Origin of the sequence: Pseudomonas sp. GL-B-26 (assembly GCF_019947405.1) — a bacterium.
Lineage (GTDB): Bacteria > Pseudomonadota > Gammaproteobacteria > Pseudomonadales > Pseudomonadaceae > Aquipseudomonas.
Genome location: NZ_JAGYGJ010000003.1, coordinates 27,031 through 45,161, shown reverse-complemented (window position 1 = coordinate 45,161; position 18,131 = coordinate 27,031). Strand labels below are relative to the sequence as shown.

Below are 18,131 nucleotides of genomic sequence, written 5' to 3'. Positions count from 1 at the left end.
CAAATAACCCTGTGGGAGCGGGCTTGCTCGCGAAGACGGCGGCACATCCGACATCGATGCGACTGACACACCGCATTCGCGAGCAAGCCCGCTCCCACAGGGGATTGTGGTGATCGGATAATCAAACGTGCGGAATTTTGACCCACAGGTTTACAATCGGGGCTCCTGATCAGGAGTATCCCTGTGCTGACTCATCTCGATTCCCAAGGTCGCGCCAATATGGTCGACGTCACTGAAAAAGCCGTGACGTTCCGTGAAGCAACGGCCCAAGCCCTCGTGCGCATGCTGCCCGAAACCCTGCAGATGATCGTCAGCGGCGGTCACCCCAAGGGTGATGTGTTCGCCGTGGCGCGTATCGCCGGTATTCAGGCCGCGAAGAAAACCAGCGATCTGATCCCTCTGTGCCATCCGCTGCTGCTCACCGGCGTCAAGGTCGAGCTCAGTGCCGAAGGCGACGACACCGTGCGCATCGTCGCGCGTTGCAAGTTGTCCGGACAAACCGGCGTGGAGATGGAAGCCCTGACCGCCGCCAGCGTCGCCGCGCTGACTATCTACGACATGTGCAAAGCCGTGGATCGCGGCATGACCATTGAAAGCGTGCGGCTGCTGGAGAAACTCGGCGGCAAGAGCGGCCATTTTCAGGCGGACCAGCCATGAACGTCACCGTAAAGTTTTTTGCCCGTTACCGTGAAGCGCTCGGCGTTGATTCGGTGAAGGTTGAAGGCAGCTTCGCCACCGTCGACGATGTGCGTGCACTGTTGGCCCAGCGAGACGGTGCCGAAGTGTTGAGCGAGCAAAACTTGATGTGCGCTCGCAACGAAGACCTGTGCCAGCTCGATGAGCCGGTGAGCGATGGCGATGAAGTGGCCTTTTTTCCGACCGTGACCGGAGGCTGAGCCATGGCGATTCGCGTGCAATCCACGGCGTTCGATCCGGGTGCTGAAGTCAATGCCATGCATGCCGCCAATGTGGGCGTCGGTGCGGTGGTGAGTTTTGTCGGCTATGTTCGCGACTTCAATGACGGACTCGACGTCGCCGGGATGTTCCTTGAGCACTACCCGGGCATGACCGAAAAAGCCCTCGCCAAGATCGCCGCAGAGGCCGAGCAGCGCTGGCCTCTGCTCAAGCTTGAAGTGCTGCATCGCATCGGTGCCCTGGAGCCGGGGGAGCCGATCGTCTTCGTCGGTGCCGCCAGCGCCCACCGCCAGGCGGCGTTCGACGCCTGCGCCTTTGTCATGGACTACCTGAAAACCCGCGCACCGTTCTGGAAGAAAGAAAACACCCCTGACGGGTCGCGTTGGGTTGAAGGGCGCGACAGCGATCATGCGGCGGCGGATCGCTGGAAGCGGTAAACAGTCTGCTGTTACTCGGTTGACTGTTCTGGCGCCTTCGCGAGCAAGCCCGCTCCCACATTGGTTCTGAGTCGAACACAAAATTGGTGTTTGAAGGAGATCTAATGTGGGAGCGGGCTTGCTCGCGAAGAGGCCATCCGCATCACCCCATTTCCCACTGATTGACCCCCCGACCATCGGCGGCCACATCTTCAAGAACCCCGATTGACGACCAATACATAAAAGTCCAGTATGGAATTACAAGTACAAAAAAGGCCTTCCCCCGTTTCTGCTCTTTCTTCTGTCTTGCCAAACCAACAACAACCCGCGAGAGAACGAACATGAAGAAATTCCCCCTCATCACCGGTCTGGCCCTGAGCCTGTTGGCGTGCAGCAGCCTGTTCGCCGCCGATAAAACCCTGCGCATCGGTATCGAAGCGGCTTATCCGCCGTTTGCGTCCAAAACCGATAAAGGTGAGATTGTCGGGTTCGACTACGATATCGGCAATGCCCTGTGCGCGCAGATGAAGGTCAAGTGCGTTTGGGTCGAAGGTGAGTTCGACGGTCTGATTCCTTCGCTTAAAGTGAAGAAAATCGACATGGCGCTGTCGTCCATGACCATCAACGAAGACCGCAAGAAGTCGGTGGATTTCACCCACAAGTACTACTTCACCTCATCGCGTCTGGTGATGAAGGACGGCGCGGTCGTGGATGATCAGTACGCCAGCCTCAAGGGCAAGACGGTTGGCGTGCAGCGCGCAACCACCACCGACCGTTACGCCACTGAGGTTTTCGAGCCGAAGGGTATCAACGTCAAGCGTTACGGCAACAACGAAGAGATCTACATGGATCTGGCTGCCGGTCGCCTCGATGCCATTTTTGCCGATACCATCCCGCTGAATGACTTCCTGACGATGCCGCGTGGCAAGGGTTATGCCTTTGTCGGACCGGAGCTCAAGGATCCGAAATACGTGGGCGAGGGCGCCGGGATTGCGGTGCGCAAGGGCAACACCGAGTTGGTCTCCGAGCTGAACACCGCCATCGACGGTATTCGCGCCAACGGCGAATACCAGAAGATTTCAGAGAAGTACTTCAAGTCTGATATCTACGGCGATTGATCAACGGCATCGCCAGCAGGCTGGCTCCCACTTTGGAATGCATTCAACTGTGGGAGCCAGCCTGCTGGCGATGCGGTCGTGGGATCATGCAAATCTCTGGTAATAGCCCGAATTTAATCCCTTCTTAACCGGCTCGTCGTCTATTCCCCGATACCCAGCTGCGCGCGCCGGACTCTCAAAGGTCAGGGCCAGCGTGTAGACTTCTGGGCAATCGATATTCAGAAGGGAAACGCAATGAGCGAGGAAACGATGCGGTTAGGCCGTGAACGGCGCTATTTGGTGTTGCTGGGCATCATCTGCCTGGCGCTGATCGGTGGCGCGCTGTACATGCAAATTGTTCTGGGCGAGGCGCCATGCCCGCTGTGCATCCTGCAGCGTTATGCGTTGCTGCTGATCGCGCTCTTCGCGTTCATCGGCGCGGCCATGCGCACCCGTCGCAGCATCACGGTATTTGAAACCCTGGTGGTGATCTGCGCCTTGGCGGGCGTCGGCGTGGCCGGGCATCACGTCTATACCCAGTTCTATCCGGCGGTCAGTTGCGGCATCGACGTTCTGCAACCGATTGTCGACGGTTTGCCACTGGCGAAGATCTTCCCGCTGGGCTTCCAGGTCGACGGCTTCTGCTCCACGCCATACCCGCCGATCCTCGGTCTGTCGCTTGCACAGTGGGCGCTGCTGGCCTTTGTGCTGATCGTGGTGCTGGTGCCGCTGCTCACTTCGCGTAACCGCAAAGCCCTGCGCTGAAGTCATCCGCCGCAATCGCTGGCACACAAAAAAACGCCCCGGCCCTCGTTGAGGGAACCGGGGCGTTTTGCATTTCAGGGCGCAGGTTAAATGACCTTGATGCGCGACAAGTATGGGTGCGGCACGTGTGCGACATGTTGTCACAGCGTGAGTGTCGCAAGGCATTTCAGGGCGCCGAATTGGTACATGACTACGCAACAAAATTGGCCTGCTTTAGCGTCCGGCAACTTCAACCCCAAAAATCCGGAACAGGCAGTTTTAACAGGCCTTGGCGAATTGCCGAAACCCTTGGCACATGGGGGCTTTGGCTGGGTCGAAGGAGGGCGCAGAGCCTTCGATACTGTCTGAACTGCCTGAGGTAGACCTACAATTTTTGGTGTTTTTGTTGAGAATTAATTTCGATACCATGGCGCACTTTTGCAAATACCGTGAATGATTGTTGCTGGAATGGATAAAAATTATTTCGGGATGAGACATGGTTTATAAAACGTTACATATCTACAATCGCCCGCACTGAATTCCCGGCACTGCTCATCCCTGAGCAGGAATAGGGCGTCGAGAGGCCGGTTGGCTTCATGCGACTCCCAGGTGTCGGTGCCTCCAACTATCCGCACCAAATGGAATTGGTCTGTAACAAGGCCTTTGACCACGAATTCGAATAAGAACTCAACGCTGGCCCAGGATTTGTCGAACAGCGTCTGACGCGCGACGGGCAGCCACTTATTCAATCCAAGAAAAATGCCAACCCTTGGCAGGGTGAAGTGTTGGCGATCAAAACCCAACTGCATTGCGCAAGCTGCTTTAGAGGTCGTGAGATGAGTAAAAACAGGTACCCCAGACTACTAGGCTTATTGCCGCTGATCGGCACGTTGTTGCTGTCAGGCTGCAACATGACCTTGCTCGATCCCAAGGGCCAGGTTGGCCTGGACGAGCGAAACCTGATCATCACCGCAACGCTGCTGATGCTGTTGGTCGTGGTTCCGGTCATCGTCATGACCTTCCTGTTCGCCTGGAAATACCGCGCGTCCAACACCGACGCCGTCTACACGCCGAAATGGTCGCACTCCACCAAAATTGAAATCGCGGTGTGGGCTGTTCCAGTGCTGATCATCATTGCCCTGGGTTATGTCACCTACAAGTCGACCCACGCCTTGGATCCTTACAAGCCGCTGGAATCCGACGTCAAGCCGATCACCATTGAAGTGGTCGCGCTGGACTGGAAATGGATGTTCATCTATCCAGAGCAAGGCATCGCCACCGTCAACAAGATCGTGTTCCCGGCGCACACGCCGATCAACTTCAAGGTGACTTCGGACTCCGTGATGAACTCGTTCTTCATCCCGGCGCTGGGCGGCCAGATCTACGCGATGGCCGGCATGCAGACCAAACTGCACCTGATCGCCAACCAGAACGCTGAAATGGACGGTATCTCCGCCAACTACAGCGGCGCTGGTTTCACCGGCATGAAATTCAAAGCTATCGCCACCTCTCAGGAAGATTTCGACGCCTGGGTAAGCGAAGTCAAAAAGGCACCTAAACAGCTTGAAAAAGCTGAATACGAAGCCCTTTCCAAGCAAAGCCAGAACAACCCAGTCGAGCTCTACTCCTCGGTCACGCCGAACCTGTTCCAGATCATCGTCGACAAGTACGAAGGTATGAATCCGGGCAAGCCGATGCACCACGAGAAGAAAGAACACGAAATGGCCGCCATGGAAGGGATGGACATGAGTTCGCATTCAGCTGCCGGGGCAGAGGAGTAAACGATGTTTGGTAAATTAAGTTGGGAAGCGGTCCCGTTCCACGAACCGATCGTGATGATAACCATCGCCATGATCGCGCTCGGTGGTCTGGCGCTGTTCGCTGCAATCACCTATTTCAAGAAGTGGACCTACCTGTGGTCCGAGTGGCTGACCTCGGTCGACCACAAGAAAATCGGCGTGATGTACATCATCGTTGCCATGGTCATGCTGCTGCGCGGTTTTGCCGACGCCATCATGATGCGTACCCAGTTGGCCATGGCCACCGAGGGTTCGCCTGGCTACCTGCCGCCTGAACACTATGACCAGATCTTCACCGCTCACGGTGTGATCATGATCATCTTCATGGCGATGCCATTCTTCACCGGCCTGATGAACCTTGCAGTGCCGCTGCAGATCGGCGCGCGTGACGTTGCCTTCCCGTTCCTGAACTCCTTGAGCTTCTGGCTGCTGGTGTCTGGTGTGGTGCTGATCAACCTGTCCCTGGGCGTCGGCGAATTCGCCAAGACCGGTTGGGTTGCCTATCCGCCGCTGTCGGGCCTGCAATACAGCCCGGGCGTGGGGATGGATTACTACATCTGGGCGCTACAGCTATCCGGGTTGGGTACGACGCTGACGGGGGTCAACTTCCTGGCCACCGTGCTGAAAATGCGTACCCCGGGCATGAAGCTGATGGACATGCCGATCTTCACCTGGACCTGCACCTGGGCCAACGTTCTGATCGTGGCCTCGTTCCCGATCCTGACCGCTACCCTGGCACTGCTGACGCTTGACCGTTACATGGATTTCCACATTTTCACCAATGAACTTGGTGGCAATCCGATGATGTACGTCAACCTGTTCTGGGCCTGGGGTCACCCCGAGGTTTACATCCTGATTCTGCCGGCGTTCGGGATCTTCTCCGAAGTCATCTCGACCTTCACCGGCAAGCGTCTGTTCGGCCACCACTCGATGGTCTACGCATCGGGCGCGATCTCGATCCTGGGCTTCATGGTCTGGCTGCACCACTTCTTCACCATGGGTTCGGGTGCCAGCGTCAACGCCTTCTTCGGTCTGGCGACGATGCTGATTTCGATCCCGACGGGTGTGAAGCTATTCAACTGGCTGTTCACCATTTACCAAGGTCGTCTGCGTTTCACCAGCCAGGTTCTGTGGACCCTGGGCTTCATGGTGACCTTTGCTATCGGCGGCATGACCGGCGTACTGCTGGCCATCCCGGGTGCGGACTTCGTCCTGCACAACAGCCTGTTCGTGATCGCTCACTTCCACAACGTGATCATCGGCGGCGCGGTATTCGGCTACATCGCTGGCTTCGGCTTCTACTTCCCTAAAGCGTTCGGCTTCAAGCTGCACGAAGGTTGGGGCAAGGCAGCGTTCTGGTTCTGGATCTCGGGCTTCTTCGTCGCGTTCATGCCGCTCTATGCACTGGGCTTCATGGGCATGACCCGTCGTCTGAATGCCACCACCAACCCTGAGTGGGTGCCGTACCTGTACGTCGCCATGTTCGGTGCGGTGATGATCGCGGTCGGTATCGCCTGCCAGCTGATCCAGCTGTATGTCAGCGTGCGTGATCGCAACAAGCCGGAAAACATGTGCGAACACGGTGACCCGTGGAATGCCCACACGCTGGAATGGTCGACCTCGTCGCCACCACCGTTCTACAACTTTGCCGTGCTGCCAAAAGCGGACACCATCGATCCGTTCACTGAAGCCAAGGAAAACGGTACCGCGTACAAGGCTCCGGCCAAGTACGAACCGATCCACATGCCAAACAACACCGCGACCGGTGTGGTCATGGGTGCTCTGTTGACCGTGTTCGGTTTCGCGATGATCTGGCACATCTGGTGGTTGGCCATCGTTGGCCTGGTTGGCACCGTGGGCTACTTCGTGATCCATGCTGCCCGCGATGATCAGGGCTATATGGTGCCGGTCGACGTGATCGAGCGCATCGAAGCCGAGCAGCACAAGCGTCTGGTAGCGGCCGGGAAAGTTCCAGCCACCGCCACCCGTGTTGAAACCTCGTTGGAACAGGCTTAAACCATGTCGAACTTAGTGACCACTGCTGGACACGCCCATGGCACGGACCATGGGCACGACGACCATCACCACGACTCGGGCGAGATGACCGTATTCGGTTTCTGGCTCTACCTGATGACCGACTGCATTCTGTTTGCGTCGATCTTCGCAGCGTACGCGGTACTGGTTAACAACGTAGCGGGTGGCCCGTCGGGCCACGACATCTTCGAACTGCCATACGTACTGGGCGAAACCGCTCTGCTGCTGTTCAGTTCGATCACCTACGGCTTCGCCATGCTGGCGTTGTTCAAGGGCAAGAAGAACCAGGTCCTGGGCTGGCTGGGCATGACCTTCCTGTTCGGTGCCGGCTTCATCGGCATGGAGATCAACGAGTTCCACATGCTGATCTCCGAAGGCTTCGGTCCTAGCCGCAGTGGCTTCCTGTCCGGGTTCTTCACCCTGGTTGGCACCCACGGTCTGCACGTGACCAGCGGTCTGATCTGGATGGCGATCATGATGTATCAGGTGCAGAAAAACGGCCTGACGGCGACCAACAAGACCCGTCTGAGCTGCCTGAGCCTGTTCTGGCACTTCCTGGACGTGGTGTGGATCTGCGTATTCACCGTTGTTTATCTGATGGGGACTATGTAAATGGCTAACGCACACGCCCATGACAACCACGACGCCGGCCACGGCAGCGTCAAGTCCTACGCGATCGGCTTCATTCTGTCGGTAATCCTGACGGTCATTCCTTTCGGCCTGGTGATGTACCCATCGCTGCCGAAAGCCCTGACCCTGTGGATCGTACTGGCCTTCGCAGTGATCCAGGTGCTCGTGCACCTGGTGTACTTCCTCCACCTGGACCGCTCCGCTGCCCAGCGTAACAACGTGATCGCGTTTGTCTTCGCTGCACTGGTCATCGTCCTGTTGGTAGGCCTGTCGCTGTGGATCATGTTCAGCATCCACTCCAACATGATGGCGCACTGAGGAAAGTCCGGATGTCCTTTAAGCACTTTATCCAAATCACCAAACCGGGGATCATTTTCGGTAACGTGCTTTCTGTGGCGGGCGGATTTTTCCTGGCCTCGAAAGGGCATGTCGATCTGGCCATTTTCCTGGCCGCCATGATCGGCACGTCGCTGGTGGTGGCTTCCGGTTGCGTGTTCAATAACTGCATCGACCGCGACATCGACCTGAAGATGGAACGCACCAAAAACCGGGCGCTGGTCCAGGGCTTGATCTCCCTGAAACTGGCCCTGGCGTTTGCGACCGTCCTGGGTGTTTTCGGCGTTGCACTGTTGTACAAAGTGGCCAACCCGTTGGCCGCGTTGTTCGCGGTGATCGGCTTTGTCATCTACGTCGGTTTCTACAGCCTGTACCTCAAGCGCAAGTCGGTTCACGGCACGCTGGTGGGCAGTCTGTCGGGCGCCATGCCGCCGGTGATTGGCTACGTCGCTGTGACAAACAGCTTCGACATGGCCGCACTGACGTTGCTGGTGATGTTCAGCCTGTGGCAGATGCCGCATTCCTACGCCATCGCGATCTTCCGCTTCAACGATTACCTGGCCGCATCGATTCCGGTGTTGCCAGTGAAGCGCGGGATTCAAGTGGCGAAGAAGCACATCCTGCTCTACATCCTGGCGTTCCTCGTGGCGACCTTGATGCTGACCTTCAGCGGCTACGCCGGCATGAGCTACCTCGCCGTCGCCGCGGCCATGGGCATGTACTGGTTGTACATGGCCTGGACCGGTTACAAGGCAGTGGATGACACGGTCTGGGCACGCAAGCTGTTCGTGTTCTCGATCTTCACCATTACCGCGTTGAGCGTGATGATGTCGCTGGACTTTAAAGTGCCGAGTGAGCTGTTGCTGACGTACGCGCCTTAAGATTCAGAGGCTGCACAAAAAGCCCCGCCTTCGAGAGAAGCGCGGGGTTTTTTGTTGGGTTTCTTTTGGTAGACCACGTCGCCCCTATCGCGAGCAGGCTCGCTCCCACATTGGATCGGTGGCACCGCTAATTTTGAGTTCGACGCTGAACCCCTGTGGGAGCGAGCCTGCTCGCGAAGGCGGTGTGTCAGGCGCCATCAATGCTGGCTGATACGGCCTCTTCGCGAGCAAGCCCGCTCCCACAAGGTTAGTGGCAGTCAGTTATTGACTTGGTGTGTCGAGCAACCGGAAAAACCGTTCCCGCACCTGGCTGCTATCGCTATGCGCCACGTTGAAACGCAGGAAGTGGCTAGCGTCCGGCGCTTTGCTGAGCAGGGTGCCGGGCGCCAGTACAAGGTCGATTTCCAGGCCTTTCCTTGCCAGCGTTTCGGCATCCAGCCCTTCGGGCAATCGCGTCCAGATAAACAACCCTTCCCCCGGCAGCGAAGACACCGAGCAACCTGCCTCCTCCAGCCAACTCGTCACCCGACTGCTCGACTCGTAAAGCCGATCCACCGTGCGCCGGGTATGTTTGGCATAGCTGCCATCACTGAGCATTGTGCAGATAATCTGCTCCGCCAGTTCCGAGGTCATGCCCCCGGCGGCCATTTTGAGCGTCACCAGCCGCGCAGCCAGTTGCGGTGAAAGCACCGCGTAGCTGACGCGGCTGTTAGCCGTCAGGGTCTTGGAGAAACCGGACACGTAACTGACGTTGTCCAGTCCGCCCGCTGCCAGACGCGGAGTGCTTCGTTGCTGCAAGTCGCAATACAAGTCGTCTTCGACGATGTGGAAACCATAGCGGTGGCTCAACTCCAGCAAGCGATAAACCTGCGCCGGGGAGAACGAATGCCCGGTCGGGTTGTGCAGGGTGCTGTTGGTCATGTAGAGCACGGGACGATGGGCAATCAGCAGTTGCTCGAAGACCTCAAGGTCCATGCCGTCACTCCCGCGGGGGATGGTGATGACCTTGGCACCATGCAAGGCCAGATTGGTGTGCATGGTGAAGTAACACGGATCGTCGAGCAGCACCGTGTCGCCAGGTTTGACCAGCAGGCGCATCAGCATGTCGATGGCCTGCACGGTGTTGGCCGTGGTGATGATCTGGTCCACCGGCACTTCGATGCCCAAGGCCGACAGCTTGACCCGCAACGCCTCGCGCAGCGGCAGGTAACCGCTGGCGACGCCGTATTCACCCATGCGCAGGGAAGTTGCGCGCAGGGTGCCGCGCACGGCTTTCAGTAACTCGTCAGCCGGCAGCCACGAAGACGGCAGGAAACCGGCCCCAGGGCGCAGCGCGCCATTGTCCAGCAGCACCGCGCGGCGGACCACGCTGAGCGTGTCTTGAGGTTGCAGGTCCGGGCCGGCATCGGTCTTGATCGTGGTGCTGGAACGGTGCACGTAATGCCCCGAGCCCTGGCGTGAAACCACCAAACCCTTGGCCCGCAAGCGGTCCAGAGCATCCACCACCGTGGATTTGCCCACGTTCATCAACTCGGAGAGTTCGCGAATCGGCGGCAGCCGTGAGCCGTGAGGCAAGCCTCCGTGGCTGATTGCCTCCGATAACTGATCGACGATCTGCTGAACCAGCGGTACACCCTGCTGGAACTCGATGGCGGCGATCACTGCACGCTGAACCTGCATTTTACTGGTCTCTCCGGCAGTAAAGTTCGTTGAATTCTATACGAACTTGCTCTGATGAAAACAAGCGTCTCTCTCTACCATACCTTACAGACTTTCCTGATTGTCGGCGCTTGTGGCCTTGGCAGTCGCTTGGTTCCAGAGGTGTTGCATGAGTGTAGAAACAACGGTCGCCATCGCCAAACCGGTGATTAACATTCGCCTGTTCACAATCCGAATCATCACGGCCGTGTCGCTGTTTGCCGTGTTGGGCAAGGCCAACGTCTGGCTCGACACCGCCACCAACAGCATCCTCGCCCTCGGTTATCGGGCCTTGCTGTTGCTGTTGCCGTTGACCTTGTTGGTGCTGGGCCGGCGTTCGCTGAGCGTCACGTTGCTGTGCGCCGCCCTCGGATTGGTCTTGCTCGCGGTCACCAGCAACCAGGGCATGGTGATGTTCGCCGCCGCGTTGTTTGCCTACGGCATCGCCATCGCGGGTTACCTGATCAAGAGCGAAGCGGCCCAAACCAAAGAGGGCGCGGCCTACAACCGGGTGGCGATGAACATGGGCAGCCTGTTGGCGGGTCTGATCCTGCTCTCGCCACTCTTGACCCCAACCATGTTTTTCCTTGGCGCCGCCGCTTTCGTGCTGCTCTGCTTGCCCATCGCCATGGGCGCAACGTTCACCACTCAACCGGTCGTTGCCCACCCGGTGACCCAGGACGGCAGCGGCTGGCGCAACAAGCTGCCGTGGGTGATCGTCGGCATCATCATGGGGATCAAGCTGTTTGGCGTGTTCTCGATCCTGCCGCAAGCCATCCTGCTTGAAACCGGTGAACTACCCGCCTGGTATGGCCTGATGCTGATCCTCAACAGCGCGGTGGTGGTGTTCGCTCAGGTGCCGATGATGAAACTGATCGAGCGCACCGGGCGTTTCAAGGTGGTCGCGGTGATCGGGATCATCGTCGGCGGTTTTGCGGTGCTTTCGTCTCCCGCCGCTTTTCACGTCGAAACCCTCGTCGGCGCGCTGATCTGGGTGGCGCTGCTGTCCCTCGCCGAATGTGCGTTCAGCTACCTCGATTACTTCTCCGTCAAACAAAACAACATGTTCGTCAAGGAAGTGTCCCTCGGTGTCGGCGCCGGGCTGACGGTGCTGATCATGCGGGTCGTGCCGCCGCCGTACAACGCGCTGGTGCTGGCTGCCATTGGCGCGTGCGGGATCCTGGCCTGGTACTACCTCAACCGTAAATCCAATGCGTCGTTGCACGACTGACTCATCGCGGTTGCGCTATTCACTTTCACAGGTCGGAGGTTTCATGAATACGACATCATGCGTAGTCGTGGTTGGGTACAACGGCAATCGGGTTCACGACATTCAGAAACTGCGCGAGCTCTGCAAGACGCTCTATGACGCCCGGCTCATCCTGCTGGTCGATCAGATTCAGCCCGATGACGAGCAAGTGGCGGATCACGTCTGCAGCACTTCACTGGCGCCCGAAGCGGTAGCGGCCTCCCTTGAACTGGTGGTGGGCTGCCTGAACGCCGATCGATGGAAGCTGATCGGCGTTCTGCCTTTCTCCGACCGTGGCGTGTTGCTCGGCGCCGCGCTGGCTTCGCATTTCGGCCTGCCCGGCATCATCCCGGGCGAGGCGCGGGCGGGGCTGGACAAGCAGATCTTTCGCAAACTGGAAGCGGCTGCCAGCACTTCACCGCAGGATTACCGTCCGGTGTTTTCCGCACGCATCGAGAGCTTGCCCGAACTGCGCCAGAGGGTCATCGAACTGGGCGGCAAAGCCTTTATCAAACCGGCTTGTGAAGGGGCGAGCAGAGGTTGTCGGGTCATCCATCATCCGTCCGAATGCGACGAGGCCTGGCAGGCACTCAAGCCGTATCGCGAAGGCGGCATCGTCCTCGAAGAGCTAATCCAGAACGCCCGGGAATACAGCTGGGATTACGTGGCCGGCAGCACCTGGGTGACCGAAAAAACCACCACTGAAGGCGCCTATCGCGCGGAAATCCAGCAGGTGGTGCCCGCGCCGTTGGCGGCCGACGTGCAGGCTCGATTGTCGGCAGCGGGTCGGCACATGTCGGCGTTGGTCTCGCTGGATAACGGCGCTTACCACAACGAAGTTTTCCTGCGCGCCGACGGCCTGACCTCGGCCGTGGAAACCAACATGCGCCCCGGCGGCATGCATATCTGGGACCTGGCCCGTCTGGCGTTCGTGGATTTCGATCCGTGGGAAAGCTGGGTCAGATGGGCGGTGGAAGGCAAGACCGAACACCGCGATCCCGTCGCCCGGGGTTATTGCGGCATCCGTCTGCTCAGAGCGCCGGCTGACGGTCTTTTGCGCGCCACCCCAGACATCGAATCGCTGGCCCGGAAACTGAACATCGAACTGGTGGAAGCGGTGTATGCCAAGCGCGTCGGTGATTCGGTCACGGCATTGGTGAAAGACAACACCTCATTCATCGGCCACGTCGTGTTGTTCGGCAAGGACTACGGACAACTCAGCGACAACCTGTTGCGGCTGGCAGAAGCGATCGAGTCACGCGTCGAGGTCACCTGCCTGGCCCCGGCGACGAGGGCCTGTGGCTGAGCCGTGGGACCTGCGTTTTTTTGCATTATTGATTCAGAGGGTTTGGTAAATGATTGAGCAAAAGAGCTGTGATGAGCGTTTCATCGACCTGGCAAAAGAGCTCGGCTATGACATCTACGGCGAGAACACCGCGGGCGGGCATTATGCCCCGCTGGTTCGGCATCATGACGAGTTGTACATAAGTGGTCTGGTGCCGCGCATGAACGGCAAAATCCAGTACCCCGGCAGAGTCGGCCTGGAATTGAACATGGCGGATGCTCAAACGGCAGCCAGCATCAGCGCGATGCGCGGGCTGGCGCTGATCGTTGATGCCATTGGTTCGCTGGATAAAATAAAGTCGTTGATACGGATAACGGTTTATGTGAAATCCACGGCAGACTTTGTTGATCTCAGCGAAGTGGCCAACGGCGCGTCGGATGTATTCAGTCATGTGTTGGGAGACGCCGGTAAACATACTCGAACGACCGTGGGTGTTTATCAATTGCCGAAAAATGCCGCGATAGAAGTCGACATAATTGCAGCGCTGAAACCGTCAGCGTTATAAGTGTTAGTTGTTCGGCTTTACACCACTGAATGGTTGGCCTAAGGTTCGGTCATTAAAGTCGACAACATAAGTTGGAACTCGCGATGAATAACGTTCAAGGTGCGTTTTTTTCATATAAGGACTTTCGCCAGAGTTTGCATCAGCCGTCGGTCAGTGCACAGGTGTGGAAGAAGGGTGAACTGACAGACATGCGTCAGAGCCTCGAGGCCAGCGAAGTCGATATTGTCGCGCTGGCCCACGACAACAGCATCGAAGGTTGCAAGTTGACGCCAGGGATGGCGGTGTCCATGCAATGGTTGAAACCGGGTGCGGTGTTGAACGGGCATGCTCATTCGTGGTGGCATCTGTTTATCATTCAGTCCGGCCGCGGCGCGTTGACCTTGGGCGATGCCGATGAAGTGAGCGTCAGCATGGGCGATGTGCTGCTGGTGCCGGCATGGACCCGGCACGGCTTCGTCAACACCAGCGACGATGAGCCGCTGGCGATGCTGAACATGAGCAACATGCCGCAAATGGCATCGCTCTCCAATCTGGGCGATCGCCAGGCCTGATCACTGTCCAACCGTCATGTTCCCTTCGTTGCACACCAGGGAGTCAGCGTTCGCTGACTCCCTTTTTCTTTTCTGTGACTCCTGCAAAATCCTCCCGACGATCTGCGTTTTTGAACTTTCTGTATCGATGGAAACAGATAATTTCTGTATCTGTTCAGCGCTTGATCAACTAACTACGATCACTTCCAAGGCAACGGATTAATGTGGTTAATGCAAGGGAGCGTTCTATGGAAAGTACAAAGCTTAAACTATATGTCGGCGCAGATTTTGTCAGTGCTTTTGCGATGTCGGCTTTTGTGGCGCTCAAGGAAAAGCAACTTTCGTTTGAACTGGTCACGCTGGATTTAAAGGCGCGGGATAACTATCAAGCGAGTTATCGTGATCTGTCTCTCACCTGCAAGATCCCCACGCTCATTCACCAGGGTTTCGCATTGTCGGAATCTTCGGCCATTGCCGAATACCTGGAAGAAGTAGCGCCGGGGCATAACAGACTATTGCCGCTGGACATCAAGCAGCGCGCACGCGCCCGTCAACTCCAGGCCTGGTTGCGCAGTGATTTGTTGGTCATTCGCAAAGAACGTCCGGCGGATCTTATTTATTTCGGCAAAAAAGATACTCCGCTGTCCGACGATGCCCTGGCCGCTGTCGACCGGTTGTTTTTTGTCGCCGATCGATTGCTGGAGGGGGGCGCCGAGCATCTGTTCGGTGACTGGAGCATTGCCGACACCGACCTGGCAATCATGCTCAACCGACTGGTCGCCAATGGTGATCAGGTTCCCTCCCGACTTGCCGCGTATGTCCGCCGTCAGTGGGATCGCGACAGTGTTCGGGCATGGATGGACATAGAGCGCAAAGCGCCGGCCATCCAGTAAGAACTGCCAGACAATCACCAGGAGCGCTGCCATGCAGGGAATGTCGGAGCAGGAACGCTACAAGCCCTATAACTCACGCACCATTCGAGACACGCCGTACTGGCAGAAACTGACGCCAGCGTTGCAGGAAGCCATGACCGTCGTGGCCCGGGTCATGCCGTTTCGCACCAATGAATACGTACTGGGCACGTTGATCGACTGGAACAACATCCCGGACGATCCGATTTTCCGCATGACCTTTCCCCACAAGGACATGCTGCTGCCGGACGAGTACGCGTCGCTCAAGCAACTGATCGAACGGGATGACAGTGTCGCCATCAAGCGGCGGATCGAGGCGATCTGGTTGCGGATGAACCCGCATCCGGCCGGACAACTGACCCACAACGGCGCGACTCTCGACGGAAAAGTCCTGCCGGGCATTCAGCACAAGTACCGCGAAACCGTGCTGTTTTTCCCCGGTGCCGGTCAGACTTGTCACGCCTACTGCACGTTCTGTTTCCGCTGGGCGCAGTTCATCGGTGAAGAAGAACTCAAGTTCAATGCGCGCGAATCCCAGGAGTTGGTGAGTTACCTGCGGGTGCACACCGAAGTCACCGACGTGCTGATCACCGGGGGCGACCCGATGATCATGAACACCCGTTCGCTGGCGGGGTACATCGAGCCGTTGCTGGAGTTGCCTCACCTGAAAAGCATCCGCATCGGCACCAAATCCGTGGCGTATTGGCCGCAACGGTTTGTCAGCGACAAGGATGCGCCCGAACTGCTGGAGCTGTTTAAGCGGATCGTTGCGGCGGGGAAAAACCTCTCGATCATGGGTCACTACAACCACCCGGTGGAGATCCGTCAGGACATCGCCCGCCAAGCCATCGAACGCATTCGCTCCAGCGGCGCGACGTTGCGCATGCAGGCACCGGTGATTCGGCACATCAACGAGAACCCCGCTGATTGGGCGGCGCTCTGGACCGAAGGCGTGCGGCTCGGCGCAGTGCCTTATTACATGTTTGTCGAGCGCGATACCGGCCCCAGCCATTACTTCGCGATGCCGCTGGCCCGGGCATTCGAGATCTTTCAGGCGGCGTATCGCACGGTTTCCGGATTGGCGCGCACGGTTCGTGGTCCGTCCATGAGCACCTTCTACGGCAAGGTGTTGATCAACGGCATCGAAACCGTGGCCGGGGAAAAAGTCTTCGTGCTGCAGTTCCTCCAGGCTCGCGATCCGCAATGGGTGTTGCGCACGTTCTATGCGCGATTCGATCCGCAAGCGACCTGGTTCGATGAGTTGCGGCCGGCGTTCGGTGAGCGCTTGTTCTTCTTTCAGCCCGAGCCTGTGGCAGCGCCCGAATTGATACCGGTTCTGCTCGAAACGGCGTAGGACGATTCATCAGGAGATATGGAAATGAGCGGTATTTCGTTTGATCAGCGAGAAGGTTTCATCTGGCTCGACGGCGAGTTCGTCGAGTGGTCCCAGGCGCGGCTGCATGTGCTGACCCATGGTCTGCACTACGCGAGCACGGTGTATGAGGGAGAGCGTGTCTACAACGGCAAGATCTTCAAACTGCGCGAACACAGCGAGCGTTTGTATCGCTCGGCTCAGTTGATGGATTTCGTCATTCCCTATGAGCTTGCCGAACTGGAAGCGGCCAGCCATGAACTGCTGCAACGCAACAATGTGGTCGACGGTTATCTGCGGCCAGTGGCCTGGCGCGGCAGTGAAATGATTTCCACCTCGGCCCGCTTCAACAGCGTCCATATGGCGATCGCCTGCTGGCAATGGCCGAGCTATTTCGACCCGGCCGGGCACATGGCCGGCATTCGTTTGAAAACCGCCGAGTGGCGTCGTCCGCCACCAAGCTGCAGTCCGTTTGAAGCCAAGGCATCCGGGCATTATCAGATCGCCACGCTGAGCAAGCACGATGCTGAAAACAACGGTTACCACGACGCCTTGATGCTCGACTGGCGCGGCAACGTTGCCGAAGCCACCAGCGCCAACGTGTTCTTCGTCAAAGGTCGGACGTTGCACACCCCGGTGCCGGATTGTTTCCTCAACGGCATTACCCGTCAGACCGTCATCGAACTGGCCAAGGCGCTGGATTACCAGGTGGTCGAGCGAACCATTGTTCCTACGGAGCTTGGCGACTTCGACGAGTGTTTTCTCACCGGTACCGCTGCCGAAATCACACCCGTGCAGCGCATCGATGAACATCGCTATCGACCGGGCAACGCCTGCCGCGAATTCATTGCCGCCTACACCTCAACCGTCAACGCCTGATAAACAGCCAGGAATCTCACCATGTCAGATCAAGGGATTGTCGCGTCTAAACCTTACGTTTCACTGGGCCACCGCCATGAAGAATTGTCGGCGCGAGGCTGGACGGTGCTGACGCCGGACGAGTTCGCCGACGACGTGCTCGGCACGCTGCAGGAGTTCGGCCCGGTCATTCCGCAATTCAACGGGCAGACCGCGTTCGCCATCACCCGCAAGCCGGGGTACGAAGACTTGCCGTATTCCCAGAGCATGAACGGCATCGGCCCGCACACCGAAGCGCCGGTTTACGGGCCGCCGCCGCGCTACCTGGCGTTGCATTGTCATCAACAGGCCACGTGCGGTGGCGGGCATACAGGGCTGGTGGACGGTTATGAATTGCTGGCGTTCCTCGAGCGCACCGACCCTGAGTTGCGTGAATGGATCGACGACACGCCTGTGGAGTTCGTCGCCACCGCCAAACCCGGTGAAGCAGCGCAACGCCGGGTCAAGGAATACATCCTGACGCCTACAGAAGATGGGGATATTTTCCGCTTCAGCTACAACCAGTTTCACTACGGCGATGTGAATCCTTCCAAGGAAGCTCTGCAGCACTCGCAGGTCGCCAACAGCTCGTCGCCACTGGCCAGGTTTGCCGTCCTGGGCGAAGCGTATTTCGTTGAGCACAACACACCGGTGTTGATTCCCGACGGATGCCTGCTGATTTGGGACAACTGGCGAATGATCCACGCCCGCAGTCGATACACTGACCCGGCGCGAAACCTGACCCGCTACTGGCTGGCCTGATTCATCCGTC

21 protein-coding genes are annotated in these 18,131 nt (G+C 58.0%); 18 read left to right on the top strand and 3 right to left on the bottom strand.

Going from position 1 to position 18,131, the window contains the following annotated elements; all coding sequences use genetic code 11:
- Nucleotides 1-183: 183 nt before the first annotated feature.
- The 3 genes from moaC to moaE are packed head-to-tail and all read left to right on the top strand — an operon-like array spanning nucleotide 184 to nucleotide 1,352.
- A complete protein-coding gene (gene moaC / locus KGB23_RS02790; protein WP_033061025.1) occupies nucleotides 184-657 on the top strand; it encodes a cyclic pyranopterin monophosphate synthase MoaC in 474 nt (157 codons plus the stop codon).
- Nucleotides 654-896 carry a molybdopterin converting factor subunit 1 gene (gene moaD, locus KGB23_RS02785; protein WP_033061027.1) on the top strand — a complete coding sequence of 81 codons (243 nt, stop codon included), beginning with the start codon at nucleotides 654-656 and terminating at the stop codon, nucleotides 894-896. The genes moaC and moaD overlap by 4 nt, the downstream gene beginning before the upstream one ends.
- 3 nt (nucleotides 897-899) lie before the next feature.
- A complete protein-coding gene (moaE, locus tag KGB23_RS02780; RefSeq protein WP_223429792.1) occupies nucleotides 900-1,352 on the top strand; it encodes a molybdopterin synthase catalytic subunit MoaE in 453 nt (150 codons plus the stop codon).
- Between the two features lie 142 nt (nucleotides 1,353-1,494).
- Here the strand turns inward: moaE and KGB23_RS02775 are convergent, their stop codons facing one another.
- A complete protein-coding gene (locus KGB23_RS02775; RefSeq protein WP_223429791.1) occupies nucleotides 1,495-1,674 on the bottom strand; it encodes a hypothetical protein in 180 nt (59 codons plus the stop codon).
- Between KGB23_RS02775 and KGB23_RS02770 the strand changes: the two genes are divergently transcribed.
- Together KGB23_RS02770 and KGB23_RS02765 are read left to right on the top strand one after the other, a co-directional pair.
- Nucleotides 1,673-2,449: an ABC transporter substrate-binding protein gene (locus tag KGB23_RS02770; protein ID WP_223429790.1), complete on the top strand. Its 777-nt coding sequence runs from the start codon at nucleotides 1,673-1,675 to the stop codon at nucleotides 2,447-2,449. The two genes, KGB23_RS02775 and KGB23_RS02770, sit on opposite strands and share 2 nt — an antisense overlap.
- 234 nt (nucleotides 2,450-2,683) lie before the next feature.
- Nucleotides 2,684-3,193: a disulfide bond formation protein B gene (locus tag KGB23_RS02765; RefSeq protein WP_033061033.1), complete on the top strand. Its 510-nt coding sequence runs from the start codon at nucleotides 2,684-2,686 to the stop codon at nucleotides 3,191-3,193.
- 458 nt (nucleotides 3,194-3,651) lie between these two features.
- Here the strand turns inward: KGB23_RS02765 and KGB23_RS02760 are convergent, their stop codons facing one another.
- The gene (locus KGB23_RS02760; protein ID WP_223429789.1) at nucleotides 3,652-3,981 is read right to left on the bottom strand and encodes a hypothetical protein; all 330 of its coding nucleotides are present in this window, start codon (nucleotides 3,979-3,981) and stop codon (nucleotides 3,652-3,654) included.
- Between the two features lie 27 nt (nucleotides 3,982-4,008).
- Between KGB23_RS02760 and cyoA the strand changes: the two genes are divergently transcribed.
- The 5 genes from cyoA to cyoE are packed head-to-tail and all read left to right on the top strand — an operon-like array spanning nucleotide 4,009 to nucleotide 8,852.
- Complete coding sequence (cyoA, locus tag KGB23_RS02755; RefSeq protein ID WP_150658921.1) at nucleotides 4,009-4,953, top strand: ubiquinol oxidase subunit II; 945 nt, start codon at nucleotides 4,009-4,011, stop codon at nucleotides 4,951-4,953.
- A gap of 3 nt (nucleotides 4,954-4,956) precedes the next feature.
- Entirely contained in the window at nucleotides 4,957-6,987 is a 2,031-nt protein-coding gene (cyoB, locus tag KGB23_RS02750; protein WP_223429788.1) for a cytochrome o ubiquinol oxidase subunit I, read from the top strand.
- A 3-nt stretch (nucleotides 6,988-6,990) separates the two neighbouring features.
- Complete coding sequence (locus KGB23_RS02745) at nucleotides 6,991-7,617, top strand: cytochrome o ubiquinol oxidase subunit III (RefSeq protein ID WP_008147627.1); 627 nt, start codon at nucleotides 6,991-6,993, stop codon at nucleotides 7,615-7,617.
- Nucleotides 7,618-7,953, top strand: a complete 336-nt coding sequence (gene cyoD / locus KGB23_RS02740; protein ID WP_223429787.1) for a cytochrome o ubiquinol oxidase subunit IV — start codon at nucleotides 7,618-7,620, stop codon at nucleotides 7,951-7,953.
- 11 nt (nucleotides 7,954-7,964) lie between these two features.
- A complete protein-coding gene (gene cyoE / locus KGB23_RS02735) occupies nucleotides 7,965-8,852 on the top strand; it encodes a heme o synthase (RefSeq protein ID WP_095132943.1) in 888 nt (295 codons plus the stop codon).
- A 261-nt stretch (nucleotides 8,853-9,113) separates the two neighbouring features.
- Here the strand turns inward: cyoE and KGB23_RS02730 are convergent, their stop codons facing one another.
- Complete coding sequence (locus KGB23_RS02730) at nucleotides 9,114-10,532, bottom strand: PLP-dependent aminotransferase family protein (protein ID WP_223429786.1); 1,419 nt, start codon at nucleotides 10,530-10,532, stop codon at nucleotides 9,114-9,116.
- Nucleotides 10,533-10,680: 148 nt separating this feature from the next.
- Between KGB23_RS02730 and KGB23_RS02725 the strand changes: the two genes are divergently transcribed.
- The 8 genes from KGB23_RS02725 (at nucleotide 10,681) to KGB23_RS02690 (ending at nucleotide 18,121) form a co-directional block, all read left to right on the top strand.
- Entirely contained in the window at nucleotides 10,681-11,781 is a 1,101-nt protein-coding gene (locus KGB23_RS02725; RefSeq protein ID WP_223429785.1) for a hypothetical protein, read from the top strand.
- A 43-nt stretch (nucleotides 11,782-11,824) separates the two neighbouring features.
- A complete protein-coding gene (locus KGB23_RS02720) occupies nucleotides 11,825-13,105 on the top strand; it encodes a biotin carboxylase (protein WP_223429784.1) in 1,281 nt (426 codons plus the stop codon).
- Nucleotides 13,106-13,154: 49 nt separating this feature from the next.
- On the top strand, nucleotides 13,155-13,649 hold the full coding sequence (locus tag KGB23_RS02715; protein WP_223429783.1) for a RidA family protein: 495 nt from the start codon (nucleotides 13,155-13,157) through the stop codon (nucleotides 13,647-13,649).
- Nucleotides 13,650-13,732: 83 nt separating this feature from the next.
- On the top strand, nucleotides 13,733-14,200 hold the full coding sequence (locus tag KGB23_RS02710; RefSeq protein ID WP_223429782.1) for a cupin domain-containing protein: 468 nt from the start codon (nucleotides 13,733-13,735) through the stop codon (nucleotides 14,198-14,200).
- A gap of 227 nt (nucleotides 14,201-14,427) precedes the next feature.
- Entirely contained in the window at nucleotides 14,428-15,072 is a 645-nt protein-coding gene (gene yfcF / locus KGB23_RS02705; protein ID WP_223429781.1) for a glutathione transferase, read from the top strand.
- A 31-nt stretch (nucleotides 15,073-15,103) separates the two neighbouring features.
- The gene (locus KGB23_RS02700; RefSeq protein ID WP_223429780.1) at nucleotides 15,104-16,444 is read left to right on the top strand and encodes a KamA family radical SAM protein; all 1,341 of its coding nucleotides are present in this window, start codon (nucleotides 15,104-15,106) and stop codon (nucleotides 16,442-16,444) included.
- Between the two features lie 24 nt (nucleotides 16,445-16,468).
- Nucleotides 16,469-17,341 (top strand): branched-chain amino acid aminotransferase, encoded by an 873-nt coding sequence (locus KGB23_RS02695; protein ID WP_223429779.1) that lies wholly within the window; start codon nucleotides 16,469-16,471, stop codon nucleotides 17,339-17,341.
- Between the two features lie 21 nt (nucleotides 17,342-17,362).
- On the top strand, nucleotides 17,363-18,121 hold the full coding sequence (locus tag KGB23_RS02690) for a TauD/TfdA family dioxygenase (protein WP_223429778.1): 759 nt from the start codon (nucleotides 17,363-17,365) through the stop codon (nucleotides 18,119-18,121).
- Nucleotides 18,122-18,131: the final 10 nt, after the last annotated feature.

Coding starts and splice junctions, on each gene's coding strand:
- moaD (WP_033061027.1), top strand. CDS start 654: ATGAACGTCACCGTAAAGTTTTTTGCCCGTTACCGTGAAGCGCTCGGC.
- moaE (WP_223429792.1), top strand. CDS start 900: ATGGCGATTCGCGTGCAATCCACGGCGTTCGATCCGGGTGCTGAAGTC.
- KGB23_RS02770 (WP_223429790.1), top strand. CDS start 1,673: ATGAAGAAATTCCCCCTCATCACCGGTCTGGCCCTGAGCCTGTTGGCG.
- KGB23_RS02775 (WP_223429791.1), bottom strand. CDS start 1,674: ATGTTCGTTCTCTCGCGGGTTGTTGTTGGTTTGGCAAGACAGAAGAAA.
- KGB23_RS02765 (WP_033061033.1), top strand. CDS start 2,684: ATGAGCGAGGAAACGATGCGGTTAGGCCGTGAACGGCGCTATTTGGTG.
- KGB23_RS02760 (WP_223429789.1), bottom strand. CDS start 3,981: ATGCAGTTGGGTTTTGATCGCCAACACTTCACCCTGCCAAGGGTTGGC.
- cyoA (WP_150658921.1), top strand. CDS start 4,009: ATGAGTAAAAACAGGTACCCCAGACTACTAGGCTTATTGCCGCTGATC.
- cyoB (WP_223429788.1), top strand. CDS start 4,957: ATGTTTGGTAAATTAAGTTGGGAAGCGGTCCCGTTCCACGAACCGATC.
- KGB23_RS02745 (WP_008147627.1), top strand. CDS start 6,991: ATGTCGAACTTAGTGACCACTGCTGGACACGCCCATGGCACGGACCAT.
- cyoD (WP_223429787.1), top strand. CDS start 7,618: ATGGCTAACGCACACGCCCATGACAACCACGACGCCGGCCACGGCAGC.
- cyoE (WP_095132943.1), top strand. CDS start 7,965: ATGTCCTTTAAGCACTTTATCCAAATCACCAAACCGGGGATCATTTTC.
- KGB23_RS02730 (WP_223429786.1), bottom strand. CDS start 10,532: ATGCAGGTTCAGCGTGCAGTGATCGCCGCCATCGAGTTCCAGCAGGGT.
- KGB23_RS02725 (WP_223429785.1), top strand. CDS start 10,681: ATGAGTGTAGAAACAACGGTCGCCATCGCCAAACCGGTGATTAACATT.
- KGB23_RS02720 (WP_223429784.1), top strand. CDS start 11,825: ATGAATACGACATCATGCGTAGTCGTGGTTGGGTACAACGGCAATCGG.
- KGB23_RS02715 (WP_223429783.1), top strand. CDS start 13,155: ATGATTGAGCAAAAGAGCTGTGATGAGCGTTTCATCGACCTGGCAAAA.
- KGB23_RS02710 (WP_223429782.1), top strand. CDS start 13,733: ATGAATAACGTTCAAGGTGCGTTTTTTTCATATAAGGACTTTCGCCAG.
- yfcF (WP_223429781.1), top strand. CDS start 14,428: ATGGAAAGTACAAAGCTTAAACTATATGTCGGCGCAGATTTTGTCAGT.
- KGB23_RS02700 (WP_223429780.1), top strand. CDS start 15,104: ATGCAGGGAATGTCGGAGCAGGAACGCTACAAGCCCTATAACTCACGC.
- KGB23_RS02695 (WP_223429779.1), top strand. CDS start 16,469: ATGAGCGGTATTTCGTTTGATCAGCGAGAAGGTTTCATCTGGCTCGAC.
- KGB23_RS02690 (WP_223429778.1), top strand. CDS start 17,363: ATGTCAGATCAAGGGATTGTCGCGTCTAAACCTTACGTTTCACTGGGC.